The organism is Luteimonas sp. 8-5 (assembly GCF_029763755.1).
Taxonomy (GTDB): domain Bacteria; phylum Pseudomonadota; class Gammaproteobacteria; order Xanthomonadales; family Xanthomonadaceae; genus Cognatiluteimonas.
Map to the genome: position 1 here is coordinate 1 of NZ_JARUVM010000093.1, position 15,847 is coordinate 15,847.

A 15,847-nucleotide genomic window follows, 5' to 3' on the forward strand; every position below is an offset into this window, starting at 1 on the left:
GGTCAGGCCGAACAGGCCCTCGGGCGAGAGCCAGGCCCAGCCGAACGGCCCGAGGTGCAGCCAGTCGGGCGTTGCGCCGCGCAAGGCCATCGCCAGCGGCAACAGCAGCACCCAGCACCACACCGCAAACCCGGCCAGCACGCCGGCCACTGCCGCGCGCGGCGGCGTCTGCGGGCGCCACACGGCGAAGCAGAGCGCAGGCACGAGAGTCGCCAGCGCGGAGAACGACACCGCGCCGACGTCGGCCAGCGCCTCGCTGCCGGCCAGCAGGCGGCTGTAAGCCCAGGCCAGCAGCATGATCACGACGATGCCGGAGCGGCGCAGGGCCAGCACGTGTCCGCGCAGGTCCGCCCCGCCGCCGCGCGACCACGCGCCGCGCAGCAGGCCCGGCGCGAACCAGTGGTTGCCGATCATCAGGCTCAGGGTGAGCGTGCTCACCACCACCATGCCGGTGGCCGCGCTCAGGCCGCCGAGGAAAGCGAACAGGGCCAGCCCCTGCTGCCCCTGCGACAGCGGCAGGGCCAGCACGTACAGGTCGGAGGGCACGCTGCCGCCGAGCAGCGCTTCGCCCGCCTTGGCCAGCGGCAGCACCGGCAGCGCGATCAGCAGCAGGTACAGCGGGAACTGCCAGCGCGCGGTGCGCACGTCGCGCTCGTCGCGGCACTCGACCACGGCGATGTGGAACTGGTGCGGCAGGATGAACATCGCGAACGCGCCCAGCAGCACCAGCGGCATGAAGGTGCCGCCGGGCGCCGGCGGCGGCAACGCCTGCACCTGCGCCGGGAGGTCCGGGAGGCCGCGCAGGCCGAACCAGACGAAGGCGCCCAGCGCCAGCATCGCCGCCAGCTTGAACAGCGACTCCACCGCCATCGCCAGCACCAGGCCGCGGTTGTGCTCGGCGGCGCTCGCGCGGCGGGTGCCGAACAGCATGGCGAACGCGGCCATCGCCAGGGCCACGTACAGCGCGCTGTCCTGCCAGGCGGGCAGCGCGGCCACGTCGCCCGACGCGGCCGGGATGCGCGTGGTGAGCATGGCGAAGCTCATCGCCATCGCCTTGAGCTGCAGCGCGATGTACGGGATCAACCCCAGCGCGGCGACCAGCGTGACCACCGCGGCCAGCCAGGCGTCCTTGCCCAGGCGCGTGGCGATCAGGTCGGCGATCGAGGTCGCGTTGGTCTCGCGCGCCAGTTGCACCAGGCGCAGCATGAACACGCCCGCCAGCGCGTACAGCACGATCGCGCCGACGAAGGTCGGCGGCACCGGCCAGCCGTGGCGGGCGGCCTGGGTGACCGTGCCGTAGAAGGTCCACGAGGTGCAGTGCACCGCCAGCGACAGTGCATAGACGTGGCGCCAGTGCCGGGCCAGGACCTGCGGCCGGCGTTCGCCGTAGACGCCGGCGGCGAACAGCAGCGCAAGCCAGAGCGCCGCCGCGGTCACGACCACGGCGACGCTCAGCATTGCTCACTCCCCCGGCGCATGCGGGGAGTCTACGTCAGAAGTTGTAGCGCACCGACACGTAGGCGTTGCGCGGCATGCCGAAGTAGGCGGTCTGGATGTTGCCCACGCTGGAGAACTCCTGGCCCTCGGTCATGTACAGCTCGTCGGTGGCGTTGCGGATGCCGCCGCGCACCTGCCAGGCGTACTGCGGCGAATCCCACACGCCGTAGAGGCCGACCAGGGTGTAGGCGCCCTGGCTGAGGTTGTCGCGGTTGTCCACCGACAGCCAGGTGCGGCTGCGGTAGGACACGTCGCCGCCGACCGTGACCGTGCCGTTGTCGCCCAGGTCGAAGGCGTGCTGCAGGGCCACGCGCGCGGTGAACTCGGGCGAGAACGGGACATGCTCGTGCAGGGTCGGGTCGTAGTCCGGGCGGGTCGGGTCGGAGGTGCGCAGGTCGTTGAACTCGTCGTAGCGCGCGTCCATCCAGCCGAACTGGCCGGCCAGCGTGGTGTTGTCGCCCACGCGCATCAGACCCTCGAACTCGATGCCGTCGACGGTCATCTTCGCGGCGTTGATCACCGGGAACTTGAACTGCGGGATGCCGTTGGCCGGCAGGGTCTCCGATACGCGCGCCTGGAAGTCCTCGTACTCGCTGTGGAACGCGGCGATGTTCGCCGAGAAGCGGCCGTCGGCGGACTGCATCTTGAAGCCGGCCTCGTAGGTCCACACGAACTCGGGCGCGAACTCGGGGTTGTCGGCCTCGACCTGGTCGTTGGCACGGCCGTTGAAGCCGCCGGACTTGAAGCCGCGGTTGGCCGACACGTAACCGGTCATGTTGTCGTTGAACGCCTTCTTCAGGCTGATCGACGGCGTGGTCGCGGTCCAGGTCTTGTGCGCGCCGGAGATCACCGCCTGCGGATCGGCGCTGGCGGCCTGGAACGGCGCACCGAAGAACGCGCTGGTGGTGCGGTCGTAGTCCTTGCTGTCGCGCGAATGGCGCACGCCGGCCGACAGGGTCCAGGTCGGGGCGAACTCCCAGTCCGCATTGGCGAAGAAGGCGGTGCTGGTGGTGCGCAGGTCGTCCTCGATGGTGCGCAGGAAGTCGATGTGCAAGCCCAGGAACTGGAGGAAGTCGTCGGCGTAGGCTTCCTGGTAGGACGGCACCTTCTCGTTGAGGTAGTACGCGCCGACGATGGCGCTGAAGTTGCCGCCGTTGTCGTACTGCAGCTGCAGTTCCTGGCTGAACTGGCGCTGGTCGAACGCGACGTACACGTCGCCGAGCTCGTACTCGGAAGCGTCGATATCGATGTAGGACTTCGAGGTCAGCTTGCGCGAGGCGGTGATGCTCTTGAACAGCCAGGCGTCGTTGATCGCCCAGTCGACGTTGAAGGCGACGCCGCTGTGGGTCATCTCCTGGCCATGGTCGGGGCCGAACGAGGTACGCGTCTGGAAGTCGTATTCGCCGGTCGGTGCCGGCAGCAGCACCGGCGGCGGCAGGCCGGCCAGGTCGCTGGCCTGCAGGTCGGCGGTCGGCCGGCCCAGGGTCAGCGCGGCGTCCTGTTTGGTGTGGTCCAGGGTCAGCGTGGCGCTGAAGTCCTCGCCGTTGCGGAACGCGAGCTTGGCGCGCACCGCTTCGGTATCGTCGCCGTTGTAGTGCTTGCCCGTCACCGGATCGGTGACGTAGCCGCCGTTGTGGCTGCTGGTACCAGCCACGCTGGCGGCGACGAGATCGTTGACCCGGGTCGACACATAGAAGCTGGCCTGGGCGCGGCCGTAGTCGCCGGCCAGCAGTTCGACAGAACCGCCGCTGTAGTCGAACGGATCCTTGGTGGTGAGCTTGATCGCGCCGCCGGTGGAGTTCTTGCCGTACAGCGTGCCCTGCGGGCCGCGCAGCACTTCCACCTGGGCGACGTCGAACAGGGAGAACAGCGCGCCGTTGATGCGCGAGTAGTAGACGTCGTCGACGTACATGCCGACGCCCGGGTCGAAGGTCTGCAGCGCATCGGGCTGGCCGATGCCGCGGATGAACACGTTGACGCTGTTGGCCGAACCGCGGCCCTGGACGATGTTGAGGTTGGGCACGGCGCCCTGCAGGCCGCCGATGTCGCCGGCCTGGAGGTCCTTGAGCTGCTCCTCGCCGAACGCGGTGACCGCGACCGGCACGTCCTGGATGGATTCCGTGCGGCGGCGCGCCGTGACTTCGATCGCGCCGAGCGTCTTCGTTTCGGCGGCCTGCTGCGCGGCCTGGGCCGGGCTGATGGCCTCGGCAGCTTCGGCCGCGGGCGCCGCATCCTGCGCCCAGGCGGCTGCAGGCAACATCAGGACGCAACCGATGGCCAGGCTCAAGTGCTTGCGCTTCATACCGTCTTGTCTCCCGTTGGATGGCGGCAAGCGTAGGCGGCCGGGTGAAGGTGCGGCATCGTACCTTCGGACAATGGGCCGCACGGCCCCCGCGCCGGGACACTGCAGCCCTCGATTCCTGCCCGTCGTGGCGAGAGGGACCCATCCGCATGGATTTCGTGATCGTGCTCGCCGCGCTGTGCTTCCTGATGTACGTGGCCTATCGCGGCCACAGCGTCATCCTGTTCGCGCCGGTCGCCGCGCTGGGTGCGGTGTTGCTGACGGACCCGTCCCTGGTCGCGCCGATGTTCACCGGCCTGTTCATGGACAAGATGGTCGGCTTCCTCAAGCTGTACTTCCCGGTGTTCCTGCTCGGCGCGGTGTTCGGCAAGGTGATCGAGCTGTCGGGCTTTTCCAAGTCGATAGTCGCCGCGACCATCAAGGTAGTCGGCGCGCAACGGGCGATCCTGTCGATCGTGCTGGTGTGCGCGCTGCTGACCTACGGCGGCGTGTCGCTGTTCGTGGTGGTGTTCGCGGTCTATCCGTTCGCCGCCGAGCTGTTCCGCCAAGCCGGCATCCCCAAGCGCCTGATCCCGGGCACGATCGCGCTGGGCGCCTTCACCTTCACCATGGACGCGCTGCCGGGCACGCCGCAGATCCAGAACATCATTCCCTCGTCGTTCTTCGGCACCGACGCCTGGGCGGCGCCGTGGCTGGGCACGATCGGTGCGGTCTTCATCCTGATCGCCGGCATGGCCTACCTCGACTGGCGCCGGCGCGTGGCCCAGCGCAATGGAGAGGGCTACGGCGACGAAGCGAGCCTGCGCAACGAGCCCGCCGCGTTCACGGGTGGCAAGCTGGCCAATCCGCTGGTCGCGATCGCGCCGCTGGTCGTGGTCGGCGTGGCCAACAAGCTGCTGACCACCTGGATCCCGCAGTGGTACGGCGACAGCCACAGCTTCGTGCCCGCGGTGATCGGCAACCCGGCGCCGGTGGTGCAGGAAGTGCAGAAGATCGCCGCGATCTGGGCGGTCGAGGGCGCGCTGCTGCTCGGCATCGCCTGCGTGCTGGCGTTCGCCTGGAAGACCGTGACCGCGGGCTTCACCGAAGGCAGCAAGTCCGCGATCGGCGGCGCGTTGCTGGCGGGCATGAACACCGCGTCCGAGTATGGGTTTGGCGCGGTCATCGCCGCCCTGCCCGGCTTCCTCGTGGTGGCCAGCGCGCTGGCCGCGATCCCGAACCCGCTGGTCAACGAGGCGATCACCGTCACCGCGCTGGCCGGCATCACCGGCTCGGCCTCCGGTGGCATGGGTATCGCCCTGGCGGCGATGTCGGAAACCTTCATCGCCAACGCGCAGGCGGCAGGCATTCCGCTGGAGGTCTTCCACCGCATCGCCTCGATGGCCTCCGGCGGCATGGACACCCTGCCGCACAACGGCGCCGTCATCACCCTGCTGGCGGTCACCGGCCTGACCCATCGCCAGGCCTACAAGGACATCTTCGCCATCACCCTGGTCAAGACCCTGGCCGTGTTCGTGGTGATCGGCGTGTTCTACGCCACCGGGATCGTCTGACCGCCCAGCCGCTAGAATCGCGGCGTGCACACGCCGCAACGCAAGATCATCCACGTGGACATGGACGCGTTCTACGCGTCCGTCGAACAGCGCGACGATCCATCCCTGCGCGGGCGTCCGGTGGTAGTGGCGTGGCGCGGCAACCGTTCCGTGGTCTGCGCGGCCAGCTACGAGGCGCGCAAGTTCGGCGTGCGGTCGGCGATGCCGGCATTGCGCGCCGAACGCCTGTGCCCGCAGGCGGTGTTCGTGCCGCCGGACTTCACCCGCTACAAGGCGGTGTCGCGCCAGGTACGCGAGATCTTCGCCCGCCATACCGACCTGATCGAGCCGCTGTCGCTGGACGAGGCCTATCTCGACGTCACCGCCAACACCAGCGGCCTGCCCTCGGCCACGGCCACCGCCGAAGCGATCCGCGCGGCGATCCGCGAGGAGACGCAGCTCACCGCATCGGCGGGCGTGGCGCCGAACAAGTTCGTGGCCAAGATCGCCTCGGACTTCCGCAAGCCCGACGGGCTGTTCGTGGTCCGCCCGCGCCAGGTCGAAGCCTTCCTCGCGCCGCTGCCGGTCGGACGCCTGCCGGGCGTGGGCAAGGTCATGGAACAGCGCCTTGCCACGCTCGGGCTGCAGGTCGTTGCCGACCTGCGTGGTTTCCCGGTGGAGGAGCTCGAGCGTCGCTTCGGCCGCTGGGGCCGGCGCCTGCACGAGCTCTCCTTCGGCATCGACGAGCGGCCGGTCGTCAGCGAGCGGCCGACCCTGCAGATCTCGGCCGAGGACACCTTCGAACGCGACCTGCTGCTGGACGAGCTGGAACCGCACATCCGGCGGATGGCCGAAAAGGCGTGGGCCGGCTACGGACGCGAGCGCGAACAACATCCCGAGCGCATCGCCCGCACCGTGGTGCTCAAGCTCAAGACCTCGGACTTCCGCATCCTCAGCCGCAGCCTGACCCCGGCGACGCCACCGGATGGCCTGCAGGTGCTGGCCGACATCGCCTGCGACCTGCGCCAGCGCGTCGACCTGCCCTCTCGTACCCGCTATCGCCTGGTCGGCGTGGGCCTGGGCGGCTTCGCCGACCGCGACGAGCTCGCGGCGCAGGCCGAATTGTTCGCGACCGCATAGCCCCGTTATCCTCGGGGCATGTCGACGACGCGAAGACTGCGCGCCACCCGGCCGGCCGCCCCGGCACTCGAACCCGGGATCGCCCGCATCAGGCGCGAGATGGATCTGCCGCAGGCGTTCCCCGACGACGTTCTGTCCGCTGCAGCGCAAGCGGCCGCCAACCCGCGGCTGCCGGACGAGGATCGCAGCGACATCCCCTTCGTCACCGTCGACCCGCCCGGCGCGATGGACCTGGACCAGGCGCTGCGCGTGGCGCGCGACGGCGACGGCTTCGTCGTGTACTACGCCATTGCCGATGTCGCCGCCTTCGTGACCCCCGGCGATCCGGTCGACCTGGAAGCCAACCGCCGTGGCGAGACGCTCTACGGCGCCAACGACAAGGTGCCGCTGCATCCTCCGGCATTGTCGGAAGACGCAGCCTCGCTGCTGCCCGGCCAGCTGCGCCCGGCATTGCTGTGGACCATCCGCCTCGACCGCACCGGCGAGGGCACCGAACTGGATGTGCGCCGCGCCATGGTGCGCAGCCGCCAGCGCCTGGATTACGAGGGCGTGCAACAGGCGATCGACGCCGGACAGGCCGATCCGATGTTCGAGGTGCTGCGCGAGATCGGTGAACTGCGGATGCAACGCGAAGTGCGCCGCGGCGGCGTCAGCCTGCCGCTGCCCGACCAGGAGATCCGCGGCGAAGGCAGCAACTGGCGCCTGGAGTTCCGCGCACGCTGCCCGATCGAGGACTGGAACGAACAGATCTCCCTGCTCACCGGCATGGCCGCAGCACACCTGATGCTCGAACACGGCGTCGGCCTGCTGCGCACGTTGCCGGAACCGCCGCCGCGCGCGATCGGCCGCCTGCGCCGCAGCGCCCGCGCGCTCGGCATCGACTGGCCGGCATCGCGCAACTATCCCGACTTCATCCGCTCGCTGGACCCGGCCAACCCGCGCCACGTGGCGATGCTGGTGTCGTGCACCAGCGTCCTGCGCGGCGCGGGCTACGTCGCCTTCGAAGGCGACCCGCCTGCGCACCCCATGCATTCGGCACTGGCCTCGACCTACACCCACGTGACTGCGCCGTTGCGGCGCCTGGTCGACCGCTATACCGGCGAACTGTGCGTGGCGCTGTGCGCCGGCACGCCGGTTCCGCAATGGGTGCTCGATGCGCTTCCCGGGTTGCCGCGCACCATGGCGGCATCGAGCCAGCGCTCCGGCCGCTACGAGCGCGCGGTGATCGACCTGGCCGAAACCCTGGTATTGGCCCCGCACGTGGGCGAGCTGTTCGACGCGAGCATCGTCGAGGTCGACGATCGCGACCCGGCGCGCGGCGTGGCCATGCTGCATGCGCTGGCGATCGAAGCCCCGGTTTCCGGCACGACCGCCCTGCCCCTCGGCGACGTCGTGCGCGTGCGCCTGCAGCGCGCCGACCCCGGACAACGTCTCATCGACCTCGAGTGGATCCCGTGAGCCTGACCCGAACCCAACTGCGAACCCTGGCACTGGCCGCCCTCGGCGGCGCGCTGGAGTTCTACGACTTCGTGATCTTCGTGTTCTTCGCCACCACCATGGGCGCGCTGTTCTTCCCGCCCGACATGCCCGAGTGGATGCGCCTGGTGCAGACCTTCGGCATCTTCGCGGCGGGCTACCTGGCACGGCCGCTGGGCGGGATCGTGCTGGCGCATTTCGGCGACCTGCGCGGGCGCAAGCGAATGTTCATGCTCAGCATCTTCATGATGGCGGTGCCGACGCTGCTGATGGGCCTGCTGCCGACCTACGCCAGCATCGGCGTGCTCGCGCCGGTGCTGCTGCTGTTGCTGCGGGTGATGCAGGGCGCGGCGATCGGCGGCGAGGCGCCCGGTGCCTGGGTATTCGTCAGCGAGCACGTCTCGCCGCGGCATCGCAGTTTCGCCTGCGGCGCGCTTTCCGCAGGCCTGCTGGGCGGCATCCTGGTCGGCGCGCTGGTGGCGGCGGGCATCGGTGCGGCCCTCACCGAAGCGCAGCTGCTGGACTGGGGCTGGCGCCTGCCGTTCCTCGTCGGCGGCGTGTTCGGGTTCGGCGCCCTGTACGTGCGCCGGCGCCTGCACGAGACCCGAGCGCCGCGAACTGGCCGCGACGATGCCGCTGAAGACGGTGCTGCGTGGGCACCTGCCATCGGTGGCGCTGTCGATGCTGCTGACCTGGCTGCTGACCGCCTTCGTCATCATCGCCATCCTGATGATGCCCACCTTCCTCGAGCGCGGCGGCGTGGACCGCGAGACCGCGCTGTTCGCCAACTGCGTGGCGATCGTCTGCGCAATGATCGGCAACCTGGCGGCCGGCGCCCTCGCCGACCGCTACGGCGAAGGGCGCATGCTCGCGATCTGGAGCGTGCTCGGCGCTGCCGCATTCTGGCTGCTGTACACACGCGTCGACGCACACCCGGAATGGCTCTTCCCGCTGTATGGCCTGGTCGGCCTGGGCGTGGGCCTGACCGCGATGGTGCCGTCGATCGCGGTGGCTTCGTTCCCGGCGGCCGTGCGCTTCAGCGGCCTGTCGTTCTCCTACAACGTCGCCTATGCCATCTGCGGTGGCGTGACGCCGGTGCTGGTGACCTTGGCGCTGCGCGACAACCCGCTCGCGCCGGCGCACTATCTGGCGGCCATGGGGGTTGCCGGCGTGCTACTCGGAACCTGGGCAGCCCGGCGCGGCAGCAGACCGGAGGGTCCGCACCGGGCGGGGTGATCCAGGTCATTGCGCCTTCGCCGCGCAAGGCCGATGCTGTCGGCAACACCCAGCAATGGAGTCGAACATGCGCATCGTCGTTGCCGTCGATGGCAGTCCCGCAAGCGTCCATGCCGCCCGCTATGCCGGCAGGCTGGCCGCCCGGATGGCGCGCCCGCCGCGAATCACCCTGCTGACCGTCGACCCGCCCTTGATGCCCGGGGTCGAAACGCGGCTGGGCAAGGAAGCGGTGCGCAAGTACCACCACGACAACGCCGAGTACGCCCTGCGCGGCCCGCGTGCAGCGCTTCGCCGCACCGGCGCGGCGTTCAAGGAACAGCAGGTGATCGGCCTGCCGGCCGAGGAGATCATCAAGGCTTGCAACAAGCCGAAGGCCGACCTGCTGGTGATGGGTTCCAACGGCCGCGGCGCCGCCGCCAGCGCGCTGCTGGGCTCGGTGGCGATGAAGATCCTGTCGACCTCGAAGATCCCGGTCACGATCATCCGCTGAGGCAGGGCAACGAAAAAAGCGGGCCGAAGCCCGCTTTTCGTTGAAGCCTTGCGATGCTGCCCGCGGCTTACGCGGCGGGCGCGCCCTCGCCTTCGGCCACGGCCTTCATCGACAGGCGGATGCGGCCCTGCTTGTCGACTTCCAGCACCTTGACCTTGACGATGTCGCCTTCCTTGAGCACGTCGCTGACTTTCTCAACGCGCTCGTTGGAGATCTGCGAGACGTGCACCAGGCCGTCCTTGCCGGGGGAGATGGTGACGAACGCACCGAAGTCCATCAGCTTGGCGACCTTGCCCTCGTAGATCCGGCCCGGCTCGACGTCCGAGGTGATCTGCTCGATGCGCGACTTGGCGGCCTGGCCGGCGGCGGCGTTCACCGAGGCGATGGTGATCGTGCCGTCGTCCTGGATGTCGATCTGGGTGCCGGTTTCCTTGGTGATCGCCTGGATCACCGAGCCGCCCTTGCCGATCACTTCGCGGATCTTGTCGGGGTGGATCTTGATGGTGATCAGGCGCGGCGCGAAGTCGGACAGTTCCGGGCGCGGCGTGGTCAGCGCGTTGGACATCTCGCCGAGGATGTGCAGGCGGCCGGCCTTGGCCTGGGCCAGCGCGGTCTTCATGATTTCCTCGGTGATGCCCTGGATCTTGATGTCCATCTGCAGGGCGGAGATGCCGTCGGCGGTACCGGCGACCTTGAAGTCCATGTCGCCCAGGTGGTCCTCGTCGCCGAGGATGTCGCTGAGCACGACGTGCTTGTCGCCTTCCTTGACCAGGCCCATGGCGATGCCGGCGACCGGCGCCTTGACCGGGACGCCCGCGTCCATCAGCGCCAGCGAGCTGCCGCAGACCGAGGCCATCGAGGACGAGCCGTTCGACTCGGTGATCTCCGACACCACGCGGATGGTGTACGGGAACTCCTCCATCGTCGGCATCACGGCGAGCACGCCGCGCTTGGCCAGGCGGCCATGGCCGATCTCGCGGCGCTTCGGGCCCATCATGCGGCCAGCTTCACCGACCGAGTACGGCGGGAAGTTGTAGTGGAACAGGAAGTGTTCCTTGTACTCGCCGGCGACCGAATCGATGATCTGGCCGTCGCGGGCGGTGCCCAGGGTGACGGTGACGATCGCCTGGGTCTCGCCGCGGGTGAACAGCGAGGAGCCGTGCACGCGCGGCAGCACGCCGACGCGCGAGGTGATCGGGCGCACGGTGTCGAGCGCGCGGCCGTCGATGCGCACCTTGGTGTCGAGCACCGCGTTGCGCATGGTCTGGTATTCGAGTTCGCCGAATTCCTTGGACATCTCGCCAGCGGACCAGCCGCCTTCCTCGGCGCGGCCGGCAAGCGACTGCATTACGTCCTTCTTCAGCGCGGCGATCGCGTCGCGGCGCTGCAGCTTGTCGCGGATCTGGAAAGCCTGGCCGAGCTTGTCGCCCACGGCTTCCTTCAGCGCGGCGATCATGGCGGCGTTCTTCTCCGGCGCCTGCCAGGTGCTGGGCTTGGTACCGGCTTCGGTGACCAGGTCGTTGATGGCCAGGATCGCCTTCTGCATCTCGCGGTGGCCGAACATCACGGCGCCCAGCATCACGTCCTCGGACAGCTGGTCGGCTTCGGATTCCACCATCAGCACGGCGTTGGAGGTGCCGGCCACGACCAGCTCGAGCTTCGACTCCTTGAGCTCGCTGACCGTCGGGTTGAGCAGGTACTGGCCGTCCTTGTAGCCGACCTTGGCGGCGCCGATCGGGCCCATGAACGGGGTGCCGGCCAGCGACAGCGCGGCCGAGGCGCCGATCAGGGCGAGAACGTCGCCGTCGATCTCCGGGTTCATCGACATCACGGTGGCGATGATCTGGACTTCGTTCTTGTAGTCCTCGGGGAACAGCGGGCGGATCGGACGGTCGATCAGGCGCGAGATCAGGGTTTCCTTTTCAGTGGCGCGACCTTCGCGCTTGAAGAAACCACCCGGGATGCGGCCGCCGGCGTAGAACTTTTCTTGGTAGTCGACGGTGAGGGGGAAGAAGTCCTGCCCCTCGCGCTGCGACTTGGCCGCGACCGCGGTGACCAGCAGTACGGTGCCGTCGCACTTGACCATGACCGCGCCTCCTGCCTGGCGCGCGATCTCGCCGGTCTCCAGCGTGACTTCATGGTTGCCGTACTGGAAGGTCTTGGTGATTTTCGCCACGTTGGAATTCCTTGGATGCTTGGTACTGTCAATTCATCAAAACAAAACCGCGGCGCATCGCTGCGCCGCGGTCGTGGTATCGCTCAGCGACGCAGGCCCAGTTTCTGGATCAGCGCCTTGTACCGCTCGGCATCCTTGCGATGCAGGTAGTCGAGCAGGCTGCGGCGGCGGTTGACCATCATGAGCAGGCCGCGACGGCTGTGGTGGTCCTGCTTGTGGGTCTTGAAGTGCTCGGTGAGCTGGGTGATGCGGGCGGTGAGCAGGGCGACCTGGACTTCCGGGGAACCGGTATCGTTGGCGCCGCGCTTGTGTTCTTCGATGATGGAGCTGCTGTCGATCGACATGGATGTTGCCTCTGGTAGATGCGTGGTCGGCAGGAACAGCCATGCCAGTCGCCATGGATGCACCGCCAGGCCCGCCGCGTGCTGGGCCCGCTGTTCGCGGGTGTGTGGTAAAGCCTCGGAATTGTAGCCCGGTCAGGCCTTTCCGGACAAGGCGTTAGGTTGTTCGCAGGCCCAGGAGAACAGGCGCTGCGGGCGCAGGCAGCCGTCTTCACCCACCTGGCCCAGGCCCAGCGCCTTGCCCCAGCCATCCAGGATCGCCACGCTGCCGGCCGGTCCGGGCGGCGGCCGGAAGCCCGCAACCGCCTGCCCCTGCCCCAGCCGCCGGACCTGCTCGTCGCTGACCCGCACCTCCGGCCACGACGCCATTCCGGTCTCGATCGGCAGCAGGCAGGCGTCCAGGCCACGCTCGCCGCGGGCCGCCAGCTCCTGCAGCGCCTCCAGGGTCCACATCCGCGGATCGCGGAACGGATCCACCCACAGGCGCCGCAGCTCGGCCACGTGGGCGCCGCAGCCCAGCAGCTCGCCCAGGTCGCGGACCAGGCTGCGGACATAGGTGCCCGAGCCGCATTCCACGTGCAGGCGCAGTTGCGGGGGTGCATCGCCGCCGCGCAGGTCGTCGAGCAGGTCGGCGGCGGACTGCAATTCGAACAGGTGCACGTCGACCTCGCGCTCCTCCACCTCGACCGCCTCGCCCCGGCGCGCCTTGGCGTACAGCGGCTCGCCACCGCGCTTGAGCGCCGAATAGATGGGCGGGCGCTGGCGGATGCGGCCGGTGAGCTGGCGCAGCGCGGCGTCGATGCGGTCGATGGTGAGTTCGGGGACGGGCCGCTCGCGCAGCAGCTGTCCCTCGGCGTCGTCGGTGTCGGTCACCGCGCCCAGGCGGGCCACGGTGTCGTAGGCCTTGCGCGCCCCGAGCAGGCCTCCGGCGATCTTGGTGGCTTCGCCGAAGCACACCGGCAGCAGGCCGGTGGCGAGGGGATCCAGGCTGCCGGTATGGCCGGCCTTGGCGGCACGGAACAGGTGCCGCGCGCGTTGCAGGGCCTGGTTGGAACTCAGGCCCTGCGGCTTGTCGAGCAGCAGGATGCCGTCGAGCTTGCGGAAGACCGTGCGCGGCTTCTGGCTCACGCGTCCCTGAGCAGGATGTCGATGCGCTCGCCGCGATCGAGCGACTCGTCGTAATGGAAGTGCAACTCGGGGACGTGGCGCATCTTCACCGCTCGCGCCAACTGGTAGCGCAGCTCGGGGGCCAGCGCCTTGAGTGCCTTCATCGCCTCCTGCGCGCGCTCGGGCTGGAGCACGGTCACGAACACCTTGGCATGCGCCAGGTCGCGGCTGACCTCGACGTCGGAGACGCTGGTCGAGGGCAGCCCGTGCTCGCGCGCGGCCGCGTGCACCAGGGTGCCCAGCTCGCGCCGGAGCTGGGCGGAGACGCGGTCGGTGCGCTTGAATGCCTTGGTCGCCATGGCTTACAGCGTGCGCTGGACCTCGATGCGCTCGAAGCACTCGATCTGGTCGCCCGGCTTGACGTCGTTGTAGGCCTTCACGCCGATACCGCACTCGGTGTTGGCGCGGACCTCGTCGACGTTCTCCTTGAACCGGCGCAGCGATTCCAGCTCGCCCTCGAACACCACGACGCTGTCGCGCAGCACGCGGATCGGCTTGCTGCGCTTGACCACGCCCTCGACGACCATGCAGCCGGCGACGGCGCCGAACTTGGAGCTGCGGAACACGTCGCGGACCTCGGCGATACCGATGATCTCCTCGCGGATTTCCTTGCCCAGGATGCCCGAAGCCACCTGCTTCACCTGGTCGATCACGTCGTAGATGATCGAGAAGTAGCGCAGGTCGACGCCGGTGGTCTCGATCAGCTTGCGCGCCGAGGCGTCGGCACGCACGTTGAAGCCGATGATGGTGGCCTTGGAGGTCGCCGCCAGCTGCGCGTCGGACTCGGTGATGCCGCCCACGCCCGAGCCGATCACGTTGATCCGGATCTGGTCGTTGGACAGTCCGGTCAGCGCCTCGCGCAGCGCCTGCACCGAACCCTGCACGTCGGCCTTGACGATCAGCGGCAGGCTGAGCTGGCCTGCGCCCTCGCCCATCTGCGCCATGATGTCTTCCATGCGGTTGCCCGCCTGGCCGACCAGCCTGGTCTCGCGGCGCTTGGCGTCGCGCTGCTGGGCCACGTCCTTGGCCAGCCGCTCGTCGGCGACCACGACGAAGTCGTCGCCCGCGTCCGGCACGCCCGACAGGCCGAGCACCTGCACCGGGATCGACGGACCCGCGCCGGGCACCTGCTGGCCGTTCTCGTCGAACAGCGCGCGCACGCGGCCGTACTGCACGCCGCACACCAGGAAGTCGCCCTTGGACAGCGTGCCCTGCTGCACCAGCACGGTCGCGACGGGGCCGCGGCCCTTGTCCAGCGAGGACTCGATGACCACGCCGGAGGCGCGGCCTTCATGCACGGCCTTGAGCTCGAGCACCTCGGCCTGCAGGCTGATCGCGTCCAGCAGGTTGTCGACGCCCTGGCCGGTCTTGGCAGACAGTTCGACCATCTGCGTGTCGCCGCCGAAGTCTTCCGACACTACGTCCTGCGCGAGCAGTTCGTTCTTGACCCGCGACGGGTCGGCGTCGGACTTGTCGATCTTGTTGATCGCCACGATCAGCGGGACGCCCGCCGCCTTGGCGTGCTGCACCGCTTCGATCGTCTGCGGCATGACGCCGTCGTCGGCGGCCACCACCAGCACCACGATGTCGGTGAGCTTGGCGCCGCGCGCACGCATCTGCGAGAACGCCGCATGGCCCGGGGTGTCCAGGAAGCTGATGACGCCCTTGTCGGTTTCGACATGGTAGGCGCCGATGTGCTGGGTGATGCCGCCGGCTTCGCCGGAGGCGACCTTGGTGCGGCGGATGTAGTCGAGCAGCGAGGTCTTGCCGTGGTCGACGTGGCCCATGATGGTGACCACCGGCGGGCGCTGCAGCTTCTCGCCCTGCACGTCCCCGACCTGCGCCAGCAGCTCGCTCTCGGCGTCGTTGGCGTCGGCGTGCACGGCGGTGTGGCCGAGTTCCTCGACCACCAGCACCGCGGTGTCGTGGTCGATGGTCTGGGTGATGGTGGCCATCACGCCCATCTTGAACAGCGCCTTGACCACGTCGCCGCCCTTCAGCGCCAGCTTCTGCGCCAGGTCGGCCACGGTGATCGCGTCGCCGATCGCCACTTCGCGCACGATCGGCGCGGTGGGACGGGTGAAGCCGCTGCCCGAACGGGCCTGCTCGGCATGGCGACGGGTCGGCCTGGCCTTGCCGCCGCGGCCGCTGCTGCGGCGCGCGCGGTCGGCGGCGCTCAGGTGCATCTGGCCGGCGAACCGGCTGGTGCGATCGTCGTCCTCGACGCCGGCGACCATCGCATGCGAACCGCGGGTCTTGTGCTTGTGGCCGGTCTTGTCGTCGGCGCGCGCGGGTGCCGGCTTTGGGTGGCCATGGCCGTGGCCCTTGCGGGCCAGGTCTTCCTCGGGCACCGCCAGGGCTGCGGCGGCACGCTCGGCTTCGGCGCGGGCGGCCTCTTCCTCGGCGCGCTTGCGCGCGGCGGCTTCCTCGGCGCGGCGCTGGTCGGCTTCGGCCAGGCGCTGCTGCTCGGACAGATTGCGCTGGCGCGAC

General features: G+C 69.3%; 11 protein-coding genes and 2 pseudogenes. 6 read left to right on the top strand and 7 right to left on the bottom strand.

Going from position 1 to position 15,847, the window contains the following annotated elements; all coding sequences use genetic code 11:
* Window positions 1-1,458, bottom strand: a pseudogene (locus tag QAA18_RS09935) (hybrid sensor histidine kinase/response regulator); the annotation flags it as partial.
* A gap of 34 nt (window positions 1,459-1,492) precedes the next feature.
* Window positions 1,493-3,799, bottom strand: coding sequence for a TonB-dependent receptor (locus QAA18_RS09940; RefSeq protein WP_279412768.1), 2,307 nt, complete (start codon window positions 3,797-3,799; stop codon window positions 1,493-1,495).
* A gap of 149 nt (window positions 3,800-3,948) precedes the next feature.
* On the opposite strand from QAA18_RS09940, the gene QAA18_RS09945 reads away from it, so the two are divergent.
* The 6 genes and pseudogenes from QAA18_RS09945 to QAA18_RS09970 all read left to right on the top strand — a co-directional run bounded on the left by QAA18_RS09945 (window position 3,949) and on the right by QAA18_RS09970 (window position 9,673).
* Window positions 3,949-5,352, top strand: coding sequence for a GntP family permease (locus QAA18_RS09945; protein WP_279412769.1), 1,404 nt, complete (start codon window positions 3,949-3,951; stop codon window positions 5,350-5,352).
* A 24-nt stretch (window positions 5,353-5,376) separates the two neighbouring features.
* A complete protein-coding gene (dinB, locus tag QAA18_RS09950) occupies window positions 5,377-6,471 on the top strand; it encodes a DNA polymerase IV (RefSeq protein ID WP_279412770.1) in 1,095 nt (364 codons plus the stop codon).
* A gap of 18 nt (window positions 6,472-6,489) precedes the next feature.
* Entirely contained in the window at window positions 6,490-7,929 is a 1,440-nt protein-coding gene (locus tag QAA18_RS09955) for an RNB domain-containing ribonuclease (protein WP_279412771.1), read from the top strand.
* A gap of 80 nt (window positions 7,930-8,009) precedes the next feature.
* Window positions 8,010-8,549: pseudogene (locus QAA18_RS09960) on the top strand (MFS transporter); the annotation flags it as partial.
* Between the two features lie 28 nt (window positions 8,550-8,577).
* Window positions 8,578-9,183: a hypothetical protein gene (locus QAA18_RS09965; RefSeq protein WP_279412778.1), complete on the top strand. Its 606-nt coding sequence runs from the start codon at window positions 8,578-8,580 to the stop codon at window positions 9,181-9,183.
* A gap of 67 nt (window positions 9,184-9,250) precedes the next feature.
* Window positions 9,251-9,673 carry a universal stress protein gene (locus QAA18_RS09970; RefSeq protein WP_279412772.1) on the top strand — a complete coding sequence of 141 codons (423 nt, stop codon included), beginning with the start codon at window positions 9,251-9,253 and terminating at the stop codon, window positions 9,671-9,673.
* A gap of 67 nt (window positions 9,674-9,740) precedes the next feature.
* On the opposite strand, the gene pnp is transcribed toward QAA18_RS09970, so the two are convergent.
* From pnp to infB, 5 genes are all read right to left on the bottom strand, one after another.
* Window positions 9,741-11,849: a polyribonucleotide nucleotidyltransferase gene (gene pnp, locus QAA18_RS09975; protein WP_279412773.1), complete on the bottom strand. Its 2,109-nt coding sequence runs from the start codon at window positions 11,847-11,849 to the stop codon at window positions 9,741-9,743.
* 83 nt (window positions 11,850-11,932) lie between these two features.
* Window positions 11,933-12,193, bottom strand: a complete 261-nt coding sequence (gene rpsO, locus QAA18_RS09980) for a 30S ribosomal protein S15 (protein WP_279412774.1) — start codon at window positions 12,191-12,193, stop codon at window positions 11,933-11,935.
* A gap of 132 nt (window positions 12,194-12,325) precedes the next feature.
* Window positions 12,326-13,318, bottom strand: coding sequence for a tRNA pseudouridine(55) synthase TruB (gene truB / locus QAA18_RS09985; protein WP_279412775.1), 993 nt, complete (start codon window positions 13,316-13,318; stop codon window positions 12,326-12,328).
* Complete coding sequence (gene rbfA, locus QAA18_RS09990) at window positions 13,315-13,656, bottom strand: 30S ribosome-binding factor RbfA (RefSeq protein WP_279412776.1); 342 nt, start codon at window positions 13,654-13,656, stop codon at window positions 13,315-13,317. The genes truB and rbfA overlap by 4 nt, the downstream gene beginning before the upstream one ends.
* A gap of 3 nt (window positions 13,657-13,659) precedes the next feature.
* Window positions 13,660-15,847 (bottom strand): translation initiation factor IF-2 (gene infB / locus QAA18_RS09995; RefSeq protein ID WP_279412777.1); only part of this gene is annotated, 2,188 nt, incomplete at its 5' end.

What these genes read in the sequence shown, in the direction of transcription:
- QAA18_RS09940 (WP_279412768.1), bottom strand. Translation starts at nt 3,799, where the DNA reads ATGAAGCGCAAGCACTTGAGCCTGGCCATCGGTTGCGTCCTGATGTTG.
- QAA18_RS09945 (WP_279412769.1), top strand. Translation starts at nt 3,949, where the DNA reads ATGGATTTCGTGATCGTGCTCGCCGCGCTGTGCTTCCTGATGTACGTG.
- QAA18_RS09955 (WP_279412771.1), top strand. Translation starts at nt 6,490, where the DNA reads ATGTCGACGACGCGAAGACTGCGCGCCACCCGGCCGGCCGCCCCGGCA.
- QAA18_RS09965 (WP_279412778.1), top strand. Translation starts at nt 8,578, where the DNA reads ATGCCGCTGAAGACGGTGCTGCGTGGGCACCTGCCATCGGTGGCGCTG.
- QAA18_RS09970 (WP_279412772.1), top strand. Translation starts at nt 9,251, where the DNA reads ATGCGCATCGTCGTTGCCGTCGATGGCAGTCCCGCAAGCGTCCATGCC.
- rpsO (WP_279412774.1), bottom strand. Translation starts at nt 12,193, where the DNA reads ATGTCGATCGACAGCAGCTCCATCATCGAAGAACACAAGCGCGGCGCC.
- rbfA (WP_279412776.1), bottom strand. Translation starts at nt 13,656, where the DNA reads ATGGCGACCAAGGCATTCAAGCGCACCGACCGCGTCTCCGCCCAGCTC.